The 17,164-nt window shown below is 48.3% G+C and carries 12 protein-coding genes; all 12 read right to left on the bottom strand.

All coding sequences use genetic code 11. From position 1 onward, the window contains the following. Positions 1-12: 12 nt before the first annotated feature. On the bottom strand, positions 13-2,817 hold the full coding sequence (locus tag AC5RDV_RS06880) for a glycosyl hydrolase (RefSeq protein ID WP_282748128.1): 2,805 nt from the start codon (positions 2,815-2,817) through the stop codon (positions 13-15). 46 nt (positions 2,818-2,863) lie between these two features. Beyond that, a complete protein-coding gene (locus AC5RDV_RS06875; RefSeq protein WP_282748127.1) occupies positions 2,864-3,862 on the bottom strand; it encodes a glycoside hydrolase family 43 protein in 999 nt (332 codons plus the stop codon). 84 nt (positions 3,863-3,946) lie between these two features. Then, the gene (locus AC5RDV_RS06870) at positions 3,947-5,959 is read right to left on the bottom strand and encodes a tetratricopeptide repeat protein (protein ID WP_282748126.1); all 2,013 of its coding nucleotides are present in this window, start codon (positions 5,957-5,959) and stop codon (positions 3,947-3,949) included. 10 nt (positions 5,960-5,969) lie between these two features. Beyond that, on the bottom strand, positions 5,970-8,393 hold the full coding sequence (locus AC5RDV_RS06865; RefSeq protein WP_282748124.1) for a transglycosylase domain-containing protein: 2,424 nt from the start codon (positions 8,391-8,393) through the stop codon (positions 5,970-5,972). A 56-nt stretch (positions 8,394-8,449) separates the two neighbouring features. After that, on the bottom strand, positions 8,450-9,355 hold the full coding sequence (gene miaA, locus AC5RDV_RS06860; RefSeq protein ID WP_130893337.1) for a tRNA (adenosine(37)-N6)-dimethylallyltransferase MiaA: 906 nt from the start codon (positions 9,353-9,355) through the stop codon (positions 8,450-8,452). A 3-nt stretch (positions 9,356-9,358) separates the two neighbouring features. Then, the gene (locus AC5RDV_RS06855) at positions 9,359-9,907 is read right to left on the bottom strand and encodes an IS1096 element passenger TnpR family protein (RefSeq protein ID WP_130893336.1); all 549 of its coding nucleotides are present in this window, start codon (positions 9,905-9,907) and stop codon (positions 9,359-9,361) included. 15 nt (positions 9,908-9,922) lie between these two features. Further along, positions 9,923-10,696: an acyl-ACP--UDP-N-acetylglucosamine O-acyltransferase gene (gene lpxA / locus AC5RDV_RS06850; protein WP_282748123.1), complete on the bottom strand. Its 774-nt coding sequence runs from the start codon at positions 10,694-10,696 to the stop codon at positions 9,923-9,925. Between the two features lie 10 nt (positions 10,697-10,706). Further along, complete coding sequence (locus AC5RDV_RS06845; RefSeq protein ID WP_008621132.1) at positions 10,707-12,092, bottom strand: bifunctional UDP-3-O-[3-hydroxymyristoyl] N-acetylglucosamine deacetylase/3-hydroxyacyl-ACP dehydratase; 1,386 nt, start codon at positions 12,090-12,092, stop codon at positions 10,707-10,709. Positions 12,093-12,098: 6 nt separating this feature from the next. Beyond that, positions 12,099-13,148, bottom strand: coding sequence for a UDP-3-O-(3-hydroxymyristoyl)glucosamine N-acyltransferase (lpxD, locus tag AC5RDV_RS06840; protein ID WP_130893334.1), 1,050 nt, complete (start codon positions 13,146-13,148; stop codon positions 12,099-12,101). A 227-nt stretch (positions 13,149-13,375) separates the two neighbouring features. Further along, positions 13,376-14,197 carry an orotidine-5'-phosphate decarboxylase gene (gene pyrF, locus AC5RDV_RS06835; protein ID WP_282748122.1) on the bottom strand — a complete coding sequence of 274 codons (822 nt, stop codon included), beginning with the start codon at positions 14,195-14,197 and terminating at the stop codon, positions 13,376-13,378. A gap of 14 nt (positions 14,198-14,211) precedes the next feature. Further along, positions 14,212-15,981 carry a DUF4153 domain-containing protein gene (locus tag AC5RDV_RS06830; protein WP_282748121.1) on the bottom strand — a complete coding sequence of 590 codons (1,770 nt, stop codon included), beginning with the start codon at positions 15,979-15,981 and terminating at the stop codon, positions 14,212-14,214. A gap of 12 nt (positions 15,982-15,993) precedes the next feature. Beyond that, positions 15,994-17,106 (bottom strand): peptide chain release factor 1, encoded by a 1,113-nt coding sequence (gene prfA / locus AC5RDV_RS06825; protein WP_008624781.1) that lies wholly within the window; start codon positions 17,104-17,106, stop codon positions 15,994-15,996. Positions 17,107-17,164 lie beyond the last annotated feature (58 nt).

Below are 17,164 nucleotides of genomic sequence, written 5' to 3'. Positions count from 1 at the left end.
CCTTGTGGAAGGTTATGGAACCATGACCTTGACAGAATGGTTTCCGGCTTTTACCACATAAATGCCTCTTGAAAGGCGTACCGTACGGGATACCTGTTGGCCGCTGATGGCGTAAATCCGGTAATTGTCAGTACCGTCTACGATGACATGGCCGTCGCGTACGGAAACTTTGAACGGGGCGGTTGCAATCGTGCCTTGGATATTTGATTCACCCTCCTTTGGAGTACTGATGGCTATCCAACCCATGAAATCGCCATTGTTGGTGGCGTTGTCTATTTCTTTGATTGTTTCGTTGGTCTTGTCCTTTTGGCGGATGATTTTCACACCCGTGGTAGCGGGCACGTTCTCAACGTCCACGTTGTCTTCATCCGTGAGGTCACTGCTAATCCGGTATACGGAGGCACAATCATAGTTGTTGGTCTGGGGGCCAAACAGCATGACAGGGTTGAACAAGGCCACGGCGTTGCCGGACTCATCGACAAAATTGACATCACGGGCACGCCGTCCGTCCACTTTGTCTTCCGTGCTGCGGCCTACGGTCAATATCTTGCCGTCATCCATCTTGGCGGTTCCCGGCGTGGCTGCCACGTAAAAGATGTCTTGTCCGGCAAAAGTGCTGGTTGTTTCGTCCACAGCGGCTTGACGGGCCAGTTTGACGGCGAAACCTTTGTTTGTGATGTCGCAAACCTTGACTACGTAGGGATATGCCTTATAGCGTGACAACACATTGGCAATGACCACCGGTGTGACCCCTTCGGGGAATGGGGTGGCAAAACTGATCCATGTGGTGTCGTTCTTGATTTTGTTGGCACTTTCTCCCACTTCCATCGTGATGCCGCCGATTTGGTGGGCACCCTTGCGCAGTACCATGAAATCCATGGTTTCCGGTTCCGTGATAGTTTGCTCATAGTCTCCCTCGTTCCAAGGGAAGGCCCAAAAAGAGAATTTGTCGCTCAACACGCTGACTACTGTATTGACCGGTACGACCTTTGAATCGTTATAGGAAAGCAAGCCTGCAAAAACAGCCGGTTTTTCATCTTCACCGATGGCATCGAATTCCGTATTGAACTCTTCCGTATCGCTGATTTCCAATGTGCCGTACTGGAAGCCCGCTTCGCCCTTGGCTGCCACCAACGAGAGCTGTACCTCGTCCGTAGAACGCACGTTACCATCCATGTCGAAGTTGCGTACCCGGTACGTGTAAGTGCCCCGTTTGAAATCTTCGGGGAAAACCTCGTTGTAGGTATAAGATGTCTTGTCCGGACCTTCATATTTTTGAAGGGTCTGCCATTCGCCTCCGTCTATGCGAACTTCCAGAAGAGTGGAATCGGTGAAGCCCATATTGTTCTTATATTCCCAATTGATGGCCAACTTGCGCGTGCGTTCGGTATATTCCAAACTCATTCCAGAGGGCGTGCTATACACTACTTTGGGTACGTAATCGTATGACTTTTTGTAACCCATTCCGGATTTCATTTCGCCGTACCATTTGCCAAGGATGGAAATTTCGGAAGGATTGCCTTCCTTTCCATACTTGTAAAGTTTGGAGCAATCGGCTTCACTGTTCCAATAGGCATATCGTTCCACATAGTCGAAACTGTTCCAGTTAGTGAGCACCTTGCTCATTACGTCGTAGTTTTTCTGTTGGTTTTCCTTCGAGAAAGAACGGTCGGTGGCGAAGATGCCGTTGTTGTTCCATGAAGCTCCCCAGACGAACTCGGACACCCAGATAGGACGTTTGTATTTGTTATAATAATCTTTCAGGGCGTTGTTCAGGTTCCATTCGGGCCAATAGCAGTGCATGTCGAGGATGTCGCAACGCCAACCGCGCTTATCTATTTCTGCCATGAACTGTTCTAACCATGAGAGGCTTCCGTCATGTGACGAAGGGGAACACAGGCGCATACCGGTGGCCATAAGGTTTTCCCAGTTGTTGAGTACGGTTTCCACGCTTTGCGGATGATCGTCGGCACTGTTGCCCGGTTCGTTGTTGGTCTGCATGTGACAGGATTGGGTCACGCCACCGCAAGTCGGGACGGACGGCCAATCTTCGTAAATGTGATGAGGTACCCATTCACAGTCCGGCTCGCGGCTTGCATTGCCCTGCCCCCAGTCATAGCACCAAGTGACCTTGAGGGCGTTGACGATTTCTTCGCTTGCATCACTGGCAATGCCCTTTTTCTGGAAATTATGCCACTTGAACACACGGTAGGAAGAAATCCTGTGGTCGAGTTCCAAAGGCAGTGAAGCTATTTCCAAGTCCTCTTGGTCGGCGATGAAGCAGCGGCTATATCCCCGTCCTGAGGGGTTGTTGGAGAAAGTCACCATGTAACCCCTCTTCAGCTTGAAGCTCCGGATGCGGTTGTTGAGTTTGGCTGTGGTGAGGGTATTCATGTAGCCCCCGGAGTTTTCCAGTCCGAAATCGTTGACGGACTCTCCTCCGAAATCAGGTTCGGAATACACGGTCAGAGGCTTGAAGTCTTTGTCGTAAGGCAGGATGATGGCTCCGTGGGCGTACATCTTCACTTGGCAGTTTTCGTCGTTAATGGCTGGCTCCCCATTAATCTTGATGTAAGACAGGTAGCTGAGAGCTTCGCTTGGACGTAGGTTCTCCAAGATTACGACGGCATGTTCCGTGTTGGTGATGTTGATGCTTCCGGTTGTGCTGAAAGGTGTCGTCCCGGTGATGATGTAGTCCACGTCCTCACTCACGGTGACGGACGAGGTCACTTTGTCAATCTTCTGGGTCGTGTTTTTAGCAATGGCGGTCTGACTTAATGTGAGAGCCAGTGCAAAGGTTAATAGTTGCGTTTTCATTATTTACTAATAGGTTTTTAAAAAAAATAATGGGTTGGTCTTTTGTTTATTTCGTGTTTGGGAAAGCTTTTTGCAGGCGTTTCAGCTCTTTCTTGGTGATGGCGATGACCGTGCCGTGGCGCGGAGTGAATGCGCCCTGCGTGGCCGTATCCTGTACGCGTTTGAACTTCATCAGGTCTTTGCTGGTGCAGAACTGGTAGTGCCCGTTCATGTAGCAGTCGTACATCAATACCCAATCTCCTTCTATCCGTTGGAACACGCCGGAACCTTCCACCGCTTTGTCTGTATCTTCGAACGTGCCGGGCAACAGTTCCCATTCTGCCGGATTGTGCAGGTCTTTGGCCAAATATTGGCGGATGCCTTTTTTCTGCTCGCCTTCGGTTTTGAAAAAGATGTGATAAGTTCCATTGTCATCTTGCACGATATCCGTGTCGATGGACGGTTTCTTGTAGTCGAACAGGACTTTGGGTTCCCCTTCAAGGTCGCTGAAATCTTTATTGGCATAGGCCCAAAAGACCTTGTCGTAGGGGCACTGTCCGTCATCGGTCAGGATAGAAAAGTACACCATATATTTTTTTGCCTTTTTGTCGTAGATGGTTTGCGGTGCCCATACGCGGATGACGTTAGCGAACATCGTGCCTGCATATTTTTCGGGGAAATTGACGGTATGGTGCGTCCAGTTGACCATGTCTTTGCTGCGCATCAGTACGATACCCCGGTTGGAAGTCCATCCTTGACTGGAACGCATGTCGGTGACTACCATGTAGAAGTAGCCGTCTTCACCTCTCAGGATATGAGGATCGCGTACGCCTTTTTTTAGAGAAATCGTGTCGGAGGAAATGACGGGGTTACCGTCATTCAACGGAGTATAGCTGAACCCGTCCGTACTGATGGCATAACAGATTTGTTCCTGTTCGGGAGCATTACCTGTAAAATAGGTAAAAAGGTAAGCCACTTTCTTCTTTGCTTGGAGGGTTGTGGTGCTTGCGAATGTACCGGCACACACAAGGCAAATGCCTAACACTGTCTTTAGGTTTTTTCTCATGTTGGAATGAATAGGTTAATAAACAGTCAAATGTACGAAAATAGCTTTATTTGTGTGCGTAAACCGGCTGCTTATTAACTAAGATTAACGCCCCTTGCGCTTTTCCCGAAGCGTTTCTGCAATGGCCCAATGGATGGCTGCTTCTTCTTCCTTGCCGGAACGGGACAGGGCGTCTCCGAAAAGTTCGTGGGCTTTAGCGTGTTCGGGTTTAAGGGAAACTGCCTTGTCGAAATCGGCGACAGCCTGTTCGGTACGTTCGCAAAGCAAGTGGTTCTTCCCTCTGTTGTAGTGTACTTTGAAATTGGCCGTGCTGAGTTCGGCGGCTCTGTTGAAGCATTGGAGTGCATCTTCGTATTCCCCATGGTCTTGCAGTGTGACGCCTTTGCGTATCCATGCGTCTACATGCGACGGGTCGAGCGACAGGGCCTTATCGTAATTGGCTAAAGCGGCTCGCAGATTGTGGGCTTGAAGGATGGAAGCGTTGCCCAGTTCGTAATACTCATGGGCGTACTGCTGCATCTGCTTGCGTTGGGCTGTCATTTGTCGTTTCAACTGTTCGTTCTCGCGTTTGAGACGGCTGATGATATTGAGCTTGCTGCAGATGAACCGTTTGATAGCCGGTTTTTCGATGTCATACCTGCTGTGTATGGCTGTGAAGAAGTGGTCGAGGCTTTCGCGGAAGTCATCGCGGTCGAACGCCTGCACGCAGGCTTGGTATTCGATGTCGGCTTTGGCTTTCTTCATGGCCTGTTCGATAGCCTTTTCGTCATTGAATTGTTGGGCGAACCTGATGATTTCGGGCTTGACGAAAATATCCGAACGGGATATTTCCTTTTTCAGGCATATACCTTCCAATGAGGTACAACGGCTCAAGGCTACATATACCTGTCCTCCGGCGAAGACACCGCCGGTGAAATCAATGGTCACTTTACGGAAAGTCAGTCCTTGGCTCTTATGGATGGTGATGGCCCAAGCCAACCGCAAGGGGAACTGCCGGAAGATGCCGAGTTCTTCCTCTTCTATCTTTTTTTCTTGTTCGTTGTAAGTGTAGCGCACGTTGCTCCATATCTCGCGGGTGACTTCCATTTCGGTTCCGTCTTCCGTGATGACGTAGATATGGCCGTTTTTCTCGTCTATGGCCGAAACGGTACCCAAAGTTCCGTTTACCCAACGTTTGTCTTGGTCGTTTTTGACGAAAATGACTTGTGCGCCGGGTTTAAGTTCCAGTTCCATCAGCGTGGGGAGTGAACTTTCCGGGAATTCACCTTGTATTTCGCCTTTAAAGAGTGTGCTTTGGGTGTCTATCTCGGATAGTTTCCGGCGGTTGATGAAATCTACGTTGTCCCTCCGGGTGGCTAAGGTGATATTCAGTCCATGGCTCAGCTTGTCGTCGTTCGTCCGGTTCCAACGGCTGTTGAGCAGTTGCAAGTCAGCATTTCCGGCTTGGTTGGTACGGATATGGTCGAGTACGGCGATGAAAGCGGCATCTTTTTGGCGGTACACTTTCTTTAGTTCTATGGAGACCAGTCTCATTTCCTGGAACACCTTGGCCGAGAAGAAATAAGGCGTAGGGTAGTAACGGTTCAGGATTTCGCGTTCGTCCGCTTTGACAACCGGTTCCAGTTGGAATATGTCCCCGACAAGCAATAGCTGCTTTCCGCCGAACGGTTCACGGAGGTTACGGCTGTAGAGGCGTAGGATGCGGTCGATGAAGTCGATGATGTCCGCCCGTACCATTGAGATTTCGTCGATAATAATCAGTTCTGTTTCACGCACTAACTTTTGGTGGGCAGAATTGTATTTCAGGAACTCTTTCAGTTTGCGGAAACTGAATCGTGGGTCATCGGGCAGGAGCGGATGAAAAGGGAGCTTGAAAAAGCTGTGCAGGGTGCTGCCTCCGGCATTGATGGCTGCTATGCCGGTCGGTGCCAATACCACGTGCTTCTTCCGTGTGTGGCTACAGATATATTTCAGCAAAGTGGACTTACCCGTACCGGCTTTGCCTGTGAGGAAAAGCGAGTTGCGGGTAAACTGTATGAGTTTCAGCGTGTTCTGGAATTCAGAATTCTGAAGGTCTATTTCGAGTTCTTCTTTCAAGTCTTTGGGGCTATGGTGTCAAGGAATCGTTGCGTAAAGAATCCCCCGGAAGGGCTATGCCCAATGAATCTGAGGATGCCGTGATCGAATCCGGTTCTTGTGGCGCGTAATAGCTTTCACATGTGTACGTGGTGGGGTCTATGTCTTCGAGCGGTTGTTTCGGGAACTTGGCACGGTATTGGGCGAAGCGGTCGTCCAACAGAACCTTTTGGATGAAGTTGCCGAATATGGGCAAGGCCGTCCGGCTGCCTTGTCCTAAGGCTCCGGTACGGAAGTGTATGCTCCGGTATTCTCCTCCGACCCATCCTCCTGCGACTAACTTGGGCGTTACGCCCACGAACCAGGCATCGGAATGGTTGTTGGATGTACCGGTTTTACCTCCAAAATCGGTGTATTTCAGTACCGGGTGGATGTAGCTCCACAGGGCAGCCGTAGTTCCGCCCGGCTCAGTCAGGCCTCCCCGCAAAAGCCGCTGCATAAAGAAGGCGGAACGGTATGGGATTGCCTGTTGCTCTTCCTGTTCTGCTGCATAGATGATGTTGCCGTCGCGGTCGAGAATTTTAGTAATAAGAATGGGCGGATTCATCTTGCCGTCGTCAATGACCGTGCAGTAGCCGTTGACCAGTTCCAACAGATTGACATCGGAGGAACCTAAGCTCAGCGACGGAGTTTCGTGCAGCGGCGATTCGATCCCCATGGCATGTGCGGTCTGTGCCACGTTGTGGATGCCCAGTTCATAACCTAATTTGACTGCCACGCTATTGATACTCTGTGCGAAAGCCGATTTAAGTGGCATCGCCGCTCCCGAGAAGGTGCCGTTGGCATTATGGGGTGTCCATTTGGTAGGTTTGCCGTCTACGGTGTCCGGGTATTGTTGCCATTCGTCGATACGGGTGTCGCAGGGGGTCAGTCCTTGGTTCATCGCTTCTGCATAAACAAAGAGTTTGAAGGTTGAACCGGGTTGGCGCATGGCGGTGACTTTGTCGTATTTCCACGAGCCAAAGTCGATGTCGCCCACCCATGCCTTGACTTGGCGGCTGTCCGGTTCTATGGCTACGAAACCGCAATGTAGGAATTTGACCATATAACGGATGGAGTCCATGGTGCTCATCTCTTCTTCTTTCGGACCGTCGTAACTGAATACCTTGACCTTGTGGGGCAGATTCAGATAGTAAGCGATGGAGTCCGGTTGGTCGGGGAAACGGGTTTCGAGATATTTGTATGCTGTCGTTTTTTTAGCTAAGTCCTCGATAAAGTTTGGAATCTCCCGGTGTCTTTCGTCTTGCCACGGGTTTGTGTTGCCCCAATGTTGCTTGAAACGTTGTTGGAGTACCTCCATTTGTTGGATGGCAGCCTCTTCCGCGTATTTTTGCATACGGGTGTCCAATGTGGTGTATATCTTCAGACCGTCGGCATAGAGGTCTAATTTGTTTTCTTCATCTATGCCGGCTATCGCGCCTTTCTTGCACAGCATGTCGATATACTCCGGCAGGGTCGCACGGAAGTAAGGTGCGATACCGTCATAACTGCTTTCTTCCTTGCGCGGGCTGACTATCATAGGTAATGCCATGAGAGAGTCCAGTTGTGCACGGGTGGCTTTGTGTCCATTGATGACCATATGCCCGTGGTCATACAAATTGGTCAGTACCACATTACGTCGTTTGGTACTGTTTTGGGGATTGAGCTTCGGGTTATAGCTGGATGTCGCCTTCAATAAGCCTACCAGTGTGGCGGCTTGTTCGTAGGTCAGTTGGTCGGGAGTCGTGTTGAAGTATGTGCGGCATGCTGTCTTGATGCCGAATGAATTACTGCCGAAATCCACGGTGTTGAAATACATGGTGAGTATTTCTTCTTTGCTGAATATTCTTTCCAGTTTTACGGCTACAATCCATTCTTTGGCTTTCATGACTAAGATTTTCACCCCGGGGATTTTGCCTAAAAGGCCGGTTGAGTATTGTGTGCGTACTCGGAACAGGTTTTTGGCCAGTTGTTGGGTGATGGTACTGGCACCGCGGGCACGTCCGCTTGCGATGTCTTTTACCGCTGCGAAAAGCCCTTGGAAGTCTATACCATGGTGACGGTAAAAACGTTCGTCTTCAGTATCGATGAGGGTCTGGATGATAATGGGGGAGATATCTTCGTACTCGACCGGAGTTCGGTTCTCGCTGAAAAAACGGCCGATAAGTACACTGTCGGCACTGTATATCTCGGACGCTTCATTAGTGACCGGGTTTTTAATGTCTTTAAATCCGGGAGATTTCCCGAACAGGTAGAGAAAGTTGAGGTCAACGGCAATGAGAAGTAAAATAACCGATAGGACACAGGTGGTGGCCCATACCACGGTTTTCTTGTACCAAGGGCCTCGATAGAGGTTGGTGAATCCCCTTCCGGCCTTTTTCAACCAATGGATTGTCTTTTGAAGAATGCGACTCATGTGATTTGACTTATGTAGGTTGAATGATGTTTAATAGGAGCAAATTTAGAAAAAGTTTATGGCATAATCTCTTTTTCCATGAGTTTTTTTATGGCTTCCGTTTCATCCGGATGAAACCAATGAATGCTTTCGTCGCGGCGGAACCATGTCATTTGCTTGCGTGAGTAAATGCGGGTGTTTTGTTTGATTTTCTCCACAGATGTTTCCAAAGTCCAGGAACCGTCTATGTATTTGAATATTTCCTTATATCCTACGGTATTGAGGGCGTTGGTATGCCTATAGGCTATGACTTTCCGTGCCTCTTCCACTAATCCGTCTGTTATCATTTGGTCCACGCGCCGGTTGATACGTTCGTATAGTTCTTCCCGTTCCCGTCTTAATCCGATTTTAAGGATGTCGAACGGACGTGCCTTGGGTTGGTTGGTGCGAAAGCTTGAATAAGGTTTCCCCGTCATGTAGCATATCTCCAATGCGTGAATGACACGTTTGGGATTTTTGTGGTCTACGAGGTTGTAGTATTCCGGATCGAGCAGTTTCAGCTCTTTGCAAAGTTGTTCCAACCCCACTTCTTCGTATCTTTCCAACATAAGGCGGCGGGTTTCTTCGTCTACGGTAGGAATGTCGTCGATACCCTTGCAAACCGCGTCGATGTACATCATGCTTCCACCTGTCAGTAGGGCGTATGGATGTTGGGAGTAGAGGCCGTCCAACAAACGAAGTACGTCTGTTTCGTATTGTGCCGCACTATAATAGTCCGTTAGCCCGAGTGTGCCGACGAAATAATGTCTGACACGCTGTTGTTGCGCTTCAGTTGGTGCTGCGGTTCCGATAGGCAGGTCACGGAATAGTTGCCGTGAATCCGCGTTGATAATAGGAGTATGAAGAAACTCAGCCAACGAAAGGCTGAGTTCTGTTTTGCCCACTCCCGTAGGTCCTATCAATACGACAAGTCGGGGCTTCATGAATCAATGATAAGGGTTACCTTCGCTGATCTCGAATCCTTCCGGGTCGAATTCTTCTGTGTCGAAGCTCTCGCTTCCGTAGAAATCTTCGTTTAAATCTTCCGAGGGTTTGGTGGTCTCCTTATTCAGGAACTCTTCCAAACCCATGGATTGTTGCGGAGCTTCGCCATGGCTTCGGCTACATACCGGCTGTTCCTGCGTCTTTCTGAAACTAATTTCAGTCAGCTCAATGAAAAACATACGGTTGTCTAACGGGTCGAAAACATAGACCATACGTTGTTTTTCGTCTTCCAACAGCTCGTTGAGCCGTGTCTTTTTCATCAAATACAGGTCTTCGTCCGAGCGGCTTGTGCCCATGTCTTCCAACAGAATCTCCTGTTCTTGTTCCCACTCTTGGTTACAGATGAAAAAAGAAGTAGGCACATTGTCTGCATAGTGGCACGAAGACAATATGGCCTGATGCAGGTCGTAAAAAGTGGCCTCGGCATCTATTTTGATTTCTCTGATAAAATCTTCTACTTCATTAGAGATAATGGTAAAACGGTATACCATGGCTTTTTATGATATTTAGTGGACAAATCCTCTTTTGGAGTTTTCGATGAACTCGATGATATAGTCTATTTCCGGACTGGCAGGCACTTCTTCCCGTACTTTTTGCAAGGCTTCGTTCAAAGGTACGCCCCCCTGGTAAATAATGCGGTAAGCATTATGTATGTTTTCTATCAGTTCGTTGCTAAAGCCTCTCCGTCGTAATCCGACAAGATTCAGACCGCAATAGGCAACCGGCTCGCGTGCACATATAGTATAAGGTGGAATGTCTTGGCTGAAACGTGTACCTCCGCCTACCATCGTATATCCACCCACACGGCAGAATTGGTGCATCAGTACGTTGGCACTGATGATGGCGTGGTCGTCGATGATGATTTCACCGGCCAGTTTGGTACCGTTGCCGATGATACAATCGTTTCCTACGAAAGCATCGTGGGCTACATGTACGCTTTCCATCAGCAAATTACCACTGCCTACGCAGGTTTTTCCTTTTGCCGCCGTACCACGGTTGATTGTTACGTTCTCACGGATTTTGTTATTGTCACCGACTTCGGCTGTGGTTTCTTCTCCCCGGAATTTCAAATCTTGAGGCACGGCACTGATGACAGCTCCCGGAAAAATGACATTGCCGTTGCCGATGCGTGCTCCGTATAGTACGCTTACACTGTTCATCAACACGTTATTGTCGCCTATTTCCACGTTCTTGTCAATGAAACAAAACGGGCCGATTTCGCAATTTTCACCGATTTTAGCTTCCGGATCTATGAAAGCCAAAGGACTTATTTTGCTCATAAATTCTATCTTACTTGTTTTTTACGATTTGTGCAGTAAACGTAGCTTCGGTCACAATGCTTTCTCCCACAAACACATAACCACGCATGGACGAAATGCCATGACGTACCGGAGCCAACAGTTCTACTTTAAAAAGGAGTGTGTCCCCCGGAACCACTTTTTGGCGGAATTTCACTTGGTCTATGCGTAAGAAGTAGGTGCTCCAACGTTCCGGTTCATCTACCGAATTCAACACTAAAAGACCGCCTGCTTGAGCCATGGCTTCGATTTGCAGCACACCGGGCATGACCGGTTCCTGTGGAAAATGTCCGGTAAAGAACGGTTCGTTGCTTGTTACGTTTTTAACAGCCACGATGGTCGTAGGTCCGAGTTCTATAACTTTATCCACAAGTTGCATGGGATAACGGTGGGGGAGAAGTTCGCGGATACGATTGACATCCATTACCGGCGGTTCGTTACAGTCGTACCCCGGAGCCTGTATTTCATGCGCCCGAATTTCTTTGCGGATCAAGCGGGCAAACTTGTTATTGATGGTATGTCCGGGACGGGTAGCGATGATACGCCCTTTGATGGGCTTGCCAATCAGTGCCATGTCACCGATAATGTCAAGCAATTTGTGGCGTGCCGGTTCGTTTTCCCATACCAGAGGCTTGTGGTTCAAATATCCTTTTTCTGTGGCATCATGATGGGGAACTCCGATACTGTCGGCCAATTTGTCCAACTTTTCTTGAGACATCTCATTCTCATAAATCACGATCGCGTTGTCCAAGTCTCCGCCTTTGATGAGACCGGCAGCCATCAGTTGTTCTACTTCACGAACGAAAACGAAAGTACGGCTCGGGGCGATTTCAGATTCGAAATTCTCCATGTTGTCCAAAGTGGCAAATTGGCTGGAAAGCACTTTGGAATTGAATGAAATCATCGCCGTGATGCTGAACTGTTCATCCGGTAGGATTGTAATGCAAGAACCGGTTTCCTCGTCTTTGACTTCTAACTTTTTACGGATGATATAGTAGTCTTTGACTGCGTTCTGTTCGGCTATGCCTACACGTTTGATGTTCTCCACGTAAATTTCCGCGCTTCCATCCAGAATGGGAACTTCAGGGCCGTTGACTTGCAAAAGGCAATTGTCCACTCCCATGGCGTATAAAGCAGCTAAGGCATGTTCTACTGTACTGCAACGGGCTTCTCCTCGTCCCAAGACGGTGCCGCGTGTGGTTTCTACCACATTTTCGGCTACGGCGTCAATAATGGGACGTCCGTCCAGGTCGATTCGTTGTATTTTATATCCGTGGTTTTCGGGAGCAGGATTGAATGTAACGGTCAGATTCAGACCTGTATGCAATCCTTTGCCGCACAAAGAAAAACTTCCTTGCAATGTTTTCTGTTTCAGCATAGCTCTTTATTTCTTCTTATTCAGTATTTCTTTTAATTCTTCTATTTCTTTTTTCAAATGGTTCACATCCGCATACATCTCAGGCAGTTTTTTGTACACAACACTTGAACGTGCAAAATTTTTAGCTTCAATGGCAGGAGAACCTTGTACGGTAACGTGTCCCTTGCGTATGCTCCCGGCAATACCGGCTTGGGCACCGGATTTGACTTCATCACCGATGACCGCATGCCCTGCGATACCCACTTGGCCGCCGAACATGCACCATTTCCCGATTTTAGTAGAACCGGCCACGCCTACTTGGGCTGACATCACCGTATTTTCCCCGACTTCTACGTTATGGGCAATTTGGACCAGATTATCCAACTTGACTCCTCGGCGTACGAACGTGGATCCCATTGTAGAACGGTCCACACAAGTATTGGCACCGATTTCCACGTCGTCTTCTATGGTTACGATTCCGATTTGCGGAATTTTGTCATAGCCGTTCTCGGTCGGTGCAAAACCGAAGCCGTCCGCACCGATTACGCAGCCTGCATGCAAAATGACCCGATTGCCGATTTTACAATCGTGATATACCGAAACATTGGAATATAGTACACAGTCTTCGCCCACCGAAGCATTATCGTACACGGTGGTATGGGGATATATTTGTGTACCTTTACCGATATGCACGTTTTCACCGATATAAGCAAAAGGGGCAATGTAACAGTCTCCGTCGATTTGAGCCGTAGGTGCGATATATGCCAATGAATCAATGCCTTTTTTCTTGGGCTTGCTCATCTCATACAAAGCCAATAATTTGGCTACGGCCTCGTATGCATTGTCCACACGAATCAGCGTGGCTTGGGTTTCTTTTTCTAATTCAAGATTCCGGTCCACCAATACAATACTAGACTGTGTGTCATAGAGATAATGAGTGTATTTAGGATTGGACAGAAACGATATGGCTCCCGGTACACCTTCCTCTATTTTGGCAAAAGTATGTACCGATGCGTTTTCATTTCCCTCAACTGAACCCTGTATGAATTCTGCTATCTGCTTAGCGGTAAATTCCATGGTCTTTAGTTATTGTCATTACTAATTTTGCAAATTTCGCAAAAAAAATCGAATTACACCATATTTTGAGATAATAAAATAAACGGCAAGCCCGATTTAAGCCACCTTTCCCCGTAGCCAAGATGTATAGTAAAGGATATATAAATATGGATGGGGCTTATAAAAGTCAGCCGTCCGGTATTTGGATTCCCAGACGGCTGTCAAATAATAACATGATGACTTTGTGCTTATAACTTTTTTAATTGCACTGACATTTTTTGTTGCACTTCACGTGCCTTTTCACCGGCTACGACAGCGAAGCTTTCTGTGGAATCGGCATAAATGATAGCCCGGCTGCTGTTGACAATCAAGCCGCAAGTGCTGTTCAAGCCGTATTGGCAGACTTCTTCCAATGAGCCTCCTTGTGCACCGATGCCCGGCACGAGCAGGAAGTGGTTGGGGACGATTTTGCGGATGTCTTCAAACATGCGTCCTTGGGTGGCACCCACTACGTACATCATGTTTTGGTCGTTGCCCCATTCTTGGCTTTTCCGCAGGACCTTTTCAAACAGACGTTCGCCTTCAGCGTCAGTCGTCAACTGGAAATCATGCGAGCCTTTGTTGCTGGTCAGAGCCAGAAGAATGACCCATTTGTTTTCATAACCTAAAAACGGGGTTACGCTGTCTTCGCCCATATAAGGAGCTACCGTCAGGGCATCGAGTTGCATTTCCTTAAAGAAAGTACGGGCATACATTGCCGAGGTATTACCGATATCTCCCCGTTTGGCATCCGCGATGATGAACTGGTCGGGGTAGTTCTTGTTCAGGTATTGAATCGTCTTTTCAAATGCGAGCCAACCTTTTACGCCCATGCTTTCATAAAATGCCAGGTTAGGCTTGTAAGCGATACAATAAGGTGCGGTGGCGTCGATGATGGCTTTGTTGAAGGCGAAAACGGGGTCTTCTTCCTTTAGCAGGTGCGAGGGGATTTTTTGAATGTCAGTGTCCAATCCTACACACAGGAAAGATTCTTTCCGTTTGATGTTCTCAAAAAGCTCTTGTTTGTTCATGTCGTATATGTTTTTTAGTTCGTTTTCTTTTGAATAAAATAATAACCGGAATAAATAAAGTTCAGGTTCTTGTCTCCTGCATATCCGGATAGTGAGAAGTCGGTGAGGATAAAAAGATTGTCTTTTTGCCTGCCGGTGAACTTTTGTGGAGGAATCGTATCCATGGCACTCCATTTTCGGATGTCGGACGGGTGGACGTATATCGTGTCTATCACTTGATGCCCGTCGGTAAGTTCTATAGGCATGACTTCTTCTTTCCAATATTTGCAAGGGATGGAGTCTTCGCTCTTATGATATGCGACCAGTTCCGAATATCCGGTGTTTAATTCCATTTTGACAGAAGATGGCGATGATGCCTCAAAATGGAGGTATGTTCCTTTTGCTATGACTTCCGTACCATTTTTCTTTTGGCTGAAATGCGCTTCGGAGTTTTCTTTAATACATTTCTCCGCTCCCCAATAATTGATGTCGGGAGCGACAAGACGATGGATTTCTTTGTCTTTGAAAGTATAATCCAGTATTTTGAGACGGCTGTTAGTGAGCCGGGCTGTTTCCTGCGGAAGCGATGCTAGCCAGTCCAGATATTGCTCTTCGTCCATGGGGAGTTCCCCTTTATATGATGTTTGGATTTGGACTGATAAGGCCTGGAACATGTAACGGTGGGTGAGCCGGGCATAATTTACCGGAAGTACGGATGTGAGCAGAAAGATGCCGGCAAACGACACGGCAATCCATTGAATGCGCTGTGCCCGTAGAATGAATAAGCCGATACAGACTATGTAAAACCAGATGTTCAGAGTCAGAAGATACAGGCGGTTGAGCGTGATGCCGTAATCGTTGAGTCGTCTGGCGATGCCGATAGTCATCAGTACTAACAGGGGCAGGATGGCGATGGGCAACCCACGCGCCACACGTTGCTCGAAACGTGAAAGTCCCTGGCGGAGAGAAGGGTACATGCAGAATTCTACTCCGATGCAACCCGCAGTCAGTGCGATGACTAACCAGGAAACCCATCCGTCCGGTAATTGCCATTGGACGAGAATCTTCAATGCGTAGACATAAAGTACCAATAAGTAACATCCCAATAACGGAAGGAACAGATAGCGAATCACTTTGCTGAGGTATGCAGAAGTATAACCGGTACGGTCGTGTTTGGCTTCTCCGGCCGGGATTTGCCCTAAAAACAGCAATGAGGGTAAGGTCAGGCAAAACACAATGAGCCATGTGGTATAGAAGTTACTATTTACTTCCCAACCGAATAAGCCGGAGAAGGATGCTGTCAGCAGGCAGAGGCCGCCGCACATGATACCGCCGATTATCCATGAAGTAACGGCATGGGATACCAGTTGTAGGGTGAAATTCCATGAGGGAATATCGTCTTTTTCACGGAAAAAAGGAAGTGTGAAGATACTTAATCCCAAAGCCGTCAGGGCGGAACCGTGGGCAAGTCCTGTTTCCAAGAAAGGAAAGTCTTCCGGCAATAGGTACAAGTATCCGGCGTCCGCTAATAGGAGCAAATGGAGTAGCGCGTTGGCGATGTATACGATACGTTTACGTTTCACTTCCTCTCCCCATAGGCGAAGGGAGAGAGAGAGCAAACTTCCTACAGTCAGATAATAATTAATGGTGAAAGTCTGACGTTCCGTGAACAACTCGTCTTTCCCCCAGCATACTACTAATAAGAAAACAGCGAGCGATACTGTAAAGCCGACCGTGACCGGAAAACGTTTCAAGCATTGCTCGACGCTTTTTATGATAATCTGCCGGGTGAAAAACTTTTTCATGTCCTTTACCGTTTAGAGTTCGCTTTCTTTCATCCGTTCGGCATTTTCCGCCACGGTCAGTTGGTCGATGCAGTCTTGGATATTGCCGTCCATGAACGAAGGCAGGTTCTGCATGTTATAGCCGATGCGGTGGTCGGTGATACGGCTTTGCGGATAGTTGTACGTACGGATTTTGGCCGAACGGTCACCGGTGGACACCATTGTCTTCCTTCGGTTGGCAATGTCGTCGATATATTTCTGGTGTTCTTTGTCGTAGATGAACGTGCGCAGGCGTGCCAAAGCTCTTTCCTTGTTCTTGGGTTGGTCACGCGTTTCAGTACATTCTATCAGGATTTCCTCGGTCTCTCCCGTATTGGGGTTTTTCCACAGATAACGTGCACGTACGCCGGATTCCACCTTGTTCACGTTCTGTCCGCCTGCGCCGCTGGAACGGAAAGTGTCCCATTTGATTTCGCCCTCGTTGATTTCCACGTCGAATTCTTGGGCTTCGGGCAGTACGGCCACCGTTGCGGCCGAAGTATGTACACGGCCTTGTGTTTCCGTAGCCGGTACGCGTTGTACGCGATGTACGCCCGATTCGTATTTCAGCGTGCCGTACACCTTTTCTCCCGTTACGCTGAAGATGATTTCTTTAAAGCCGCCCGCAGCTCCTTCCGTAAAGCTAGAGATAGCAATCTTCCAACCTTTCATTTCGCAGTATTTGGTGTACATGCGGAACAAGTCGCCTGCGAACAGTGCGGCTTCGTCTCCTCCCGTTCCTCCCCGTATCTCCATAATGACATTTTTGTCGTCTTCCGGGTCGGCCGGGACGAGGAGCAACTTGATGCGTTCCTCCATTTCGGGGATATGTTTTTCAGCGGCCGCCATTTCTTCGCGCGCCATCTCCTTCATTTCCGGGTCGTCTTCGATGGCTAGCATTTCCTTGGCGTCTTGCAACGTTTGCAGGCTGTCCATATATTCTTTGCGGGCTTTCATGATATCGCCCAAGTCCTTATATTCTTTAGTCAGCTTTACGTAGCGTTTTTGGTCGCTGATCACATTCGGGTCGGTAATCAAAGTGCCCACCTCCTCGTAGCGGCTTACCAGCCCCTCCAATTTGTCTAATATAGAATTGTTTTCTGCCATAATATCAAGTTTCCGGCTGCAAAGATACGGAGAAAAAATGAAAGGACGTAAAAGGCCG

The organism is Paraprevotella sp. (assembly GCF_986071375.1).
This window is presented reverse-complemented; position numbering and strand designations above follow the sequence as displayed.

Excerpts from the sequence above, each read along its gene's own strand:
- AC5RDV_RS06880 (WP_282748128.1), bottom strand. The coding sequence starts at position 2,817 with ATGAAAACGCAACTATTAACCTTTGCACTGGCTCTCACATTAAGTCAG.
- AC5RDV_RS06875 (WP_282748127.1), bottom strand. The coding sequence starts at position 3,862 with ATGAGAAAAAACCTAAAGACAGTGTTAGGCATTTGCCTTGTGTGTGCC.
- AC5RDV_RS06865 (WP_282748124.1), bottom strand. The coding sequence starts at position 8,393 with ATGAGTCGCATTCTTCAAAAGACAATCCATTGGTTGAAAAAGGCCGGA.
- miaA (WP_130893337.1), bottom strand. The coding sequence starts at position 9,355 with ATGAAGCCCCGACTTGTCGTATTGATAGGACCTACGGGAGTGGGCAAA.
- AC5RDV_RS06855 (WP_130893336.1), bottom strand. The coding sequence starts at position 9,907 with ATGGTATACCGTTTTACCATTATCTCTAATGAAGTAGAAGATTTTATC.
- lpxA (WP_282748123.1), bottom strand. The coding sequence starts at position 10,696 with ATGAGCAAAATAAGTCCTTTGGCTTTCATAGATCCGGAAGCTAAAATC.
- AC5RDV_RS06845 (WP_008621132.1), bottom strand. The coding sequence starts at position 12,092 with ATGCTGAAACAGAAAACATTGCAAGGAAGTTTTTCTTTGTGCGGCAAA.
- lpxD (WP_130893334.1), bottom strand. The coding sequence starts at position 13,148 with ATGGAATTTACCGCTAAGCAGATAGCAGAATTCATACAGGGTTCAGTT.
- pyrF (WP_282748122.1), bottom strand. The coding sequence starts at position 14,197 with ATGAACAAACAAGAGCTTTTTGAGAACATCAAACGGAAAGAATCTTTC.
- AC5RDV_RS06830 (WP_282748121.1), bottom strand. The coding sequence starts at position 15,981 with ATGAAAAAGTTTTTCACCCGGCAGATTATCATAAAAAGCGTCGAGCAA.
- prfA (WP_008624781.1), bottom strand. The coding sequence starts at position 17,106 with ATGGCAGAAAACAATTCTATATTAGACAAATTGGAGGGGCTGGTAAGC.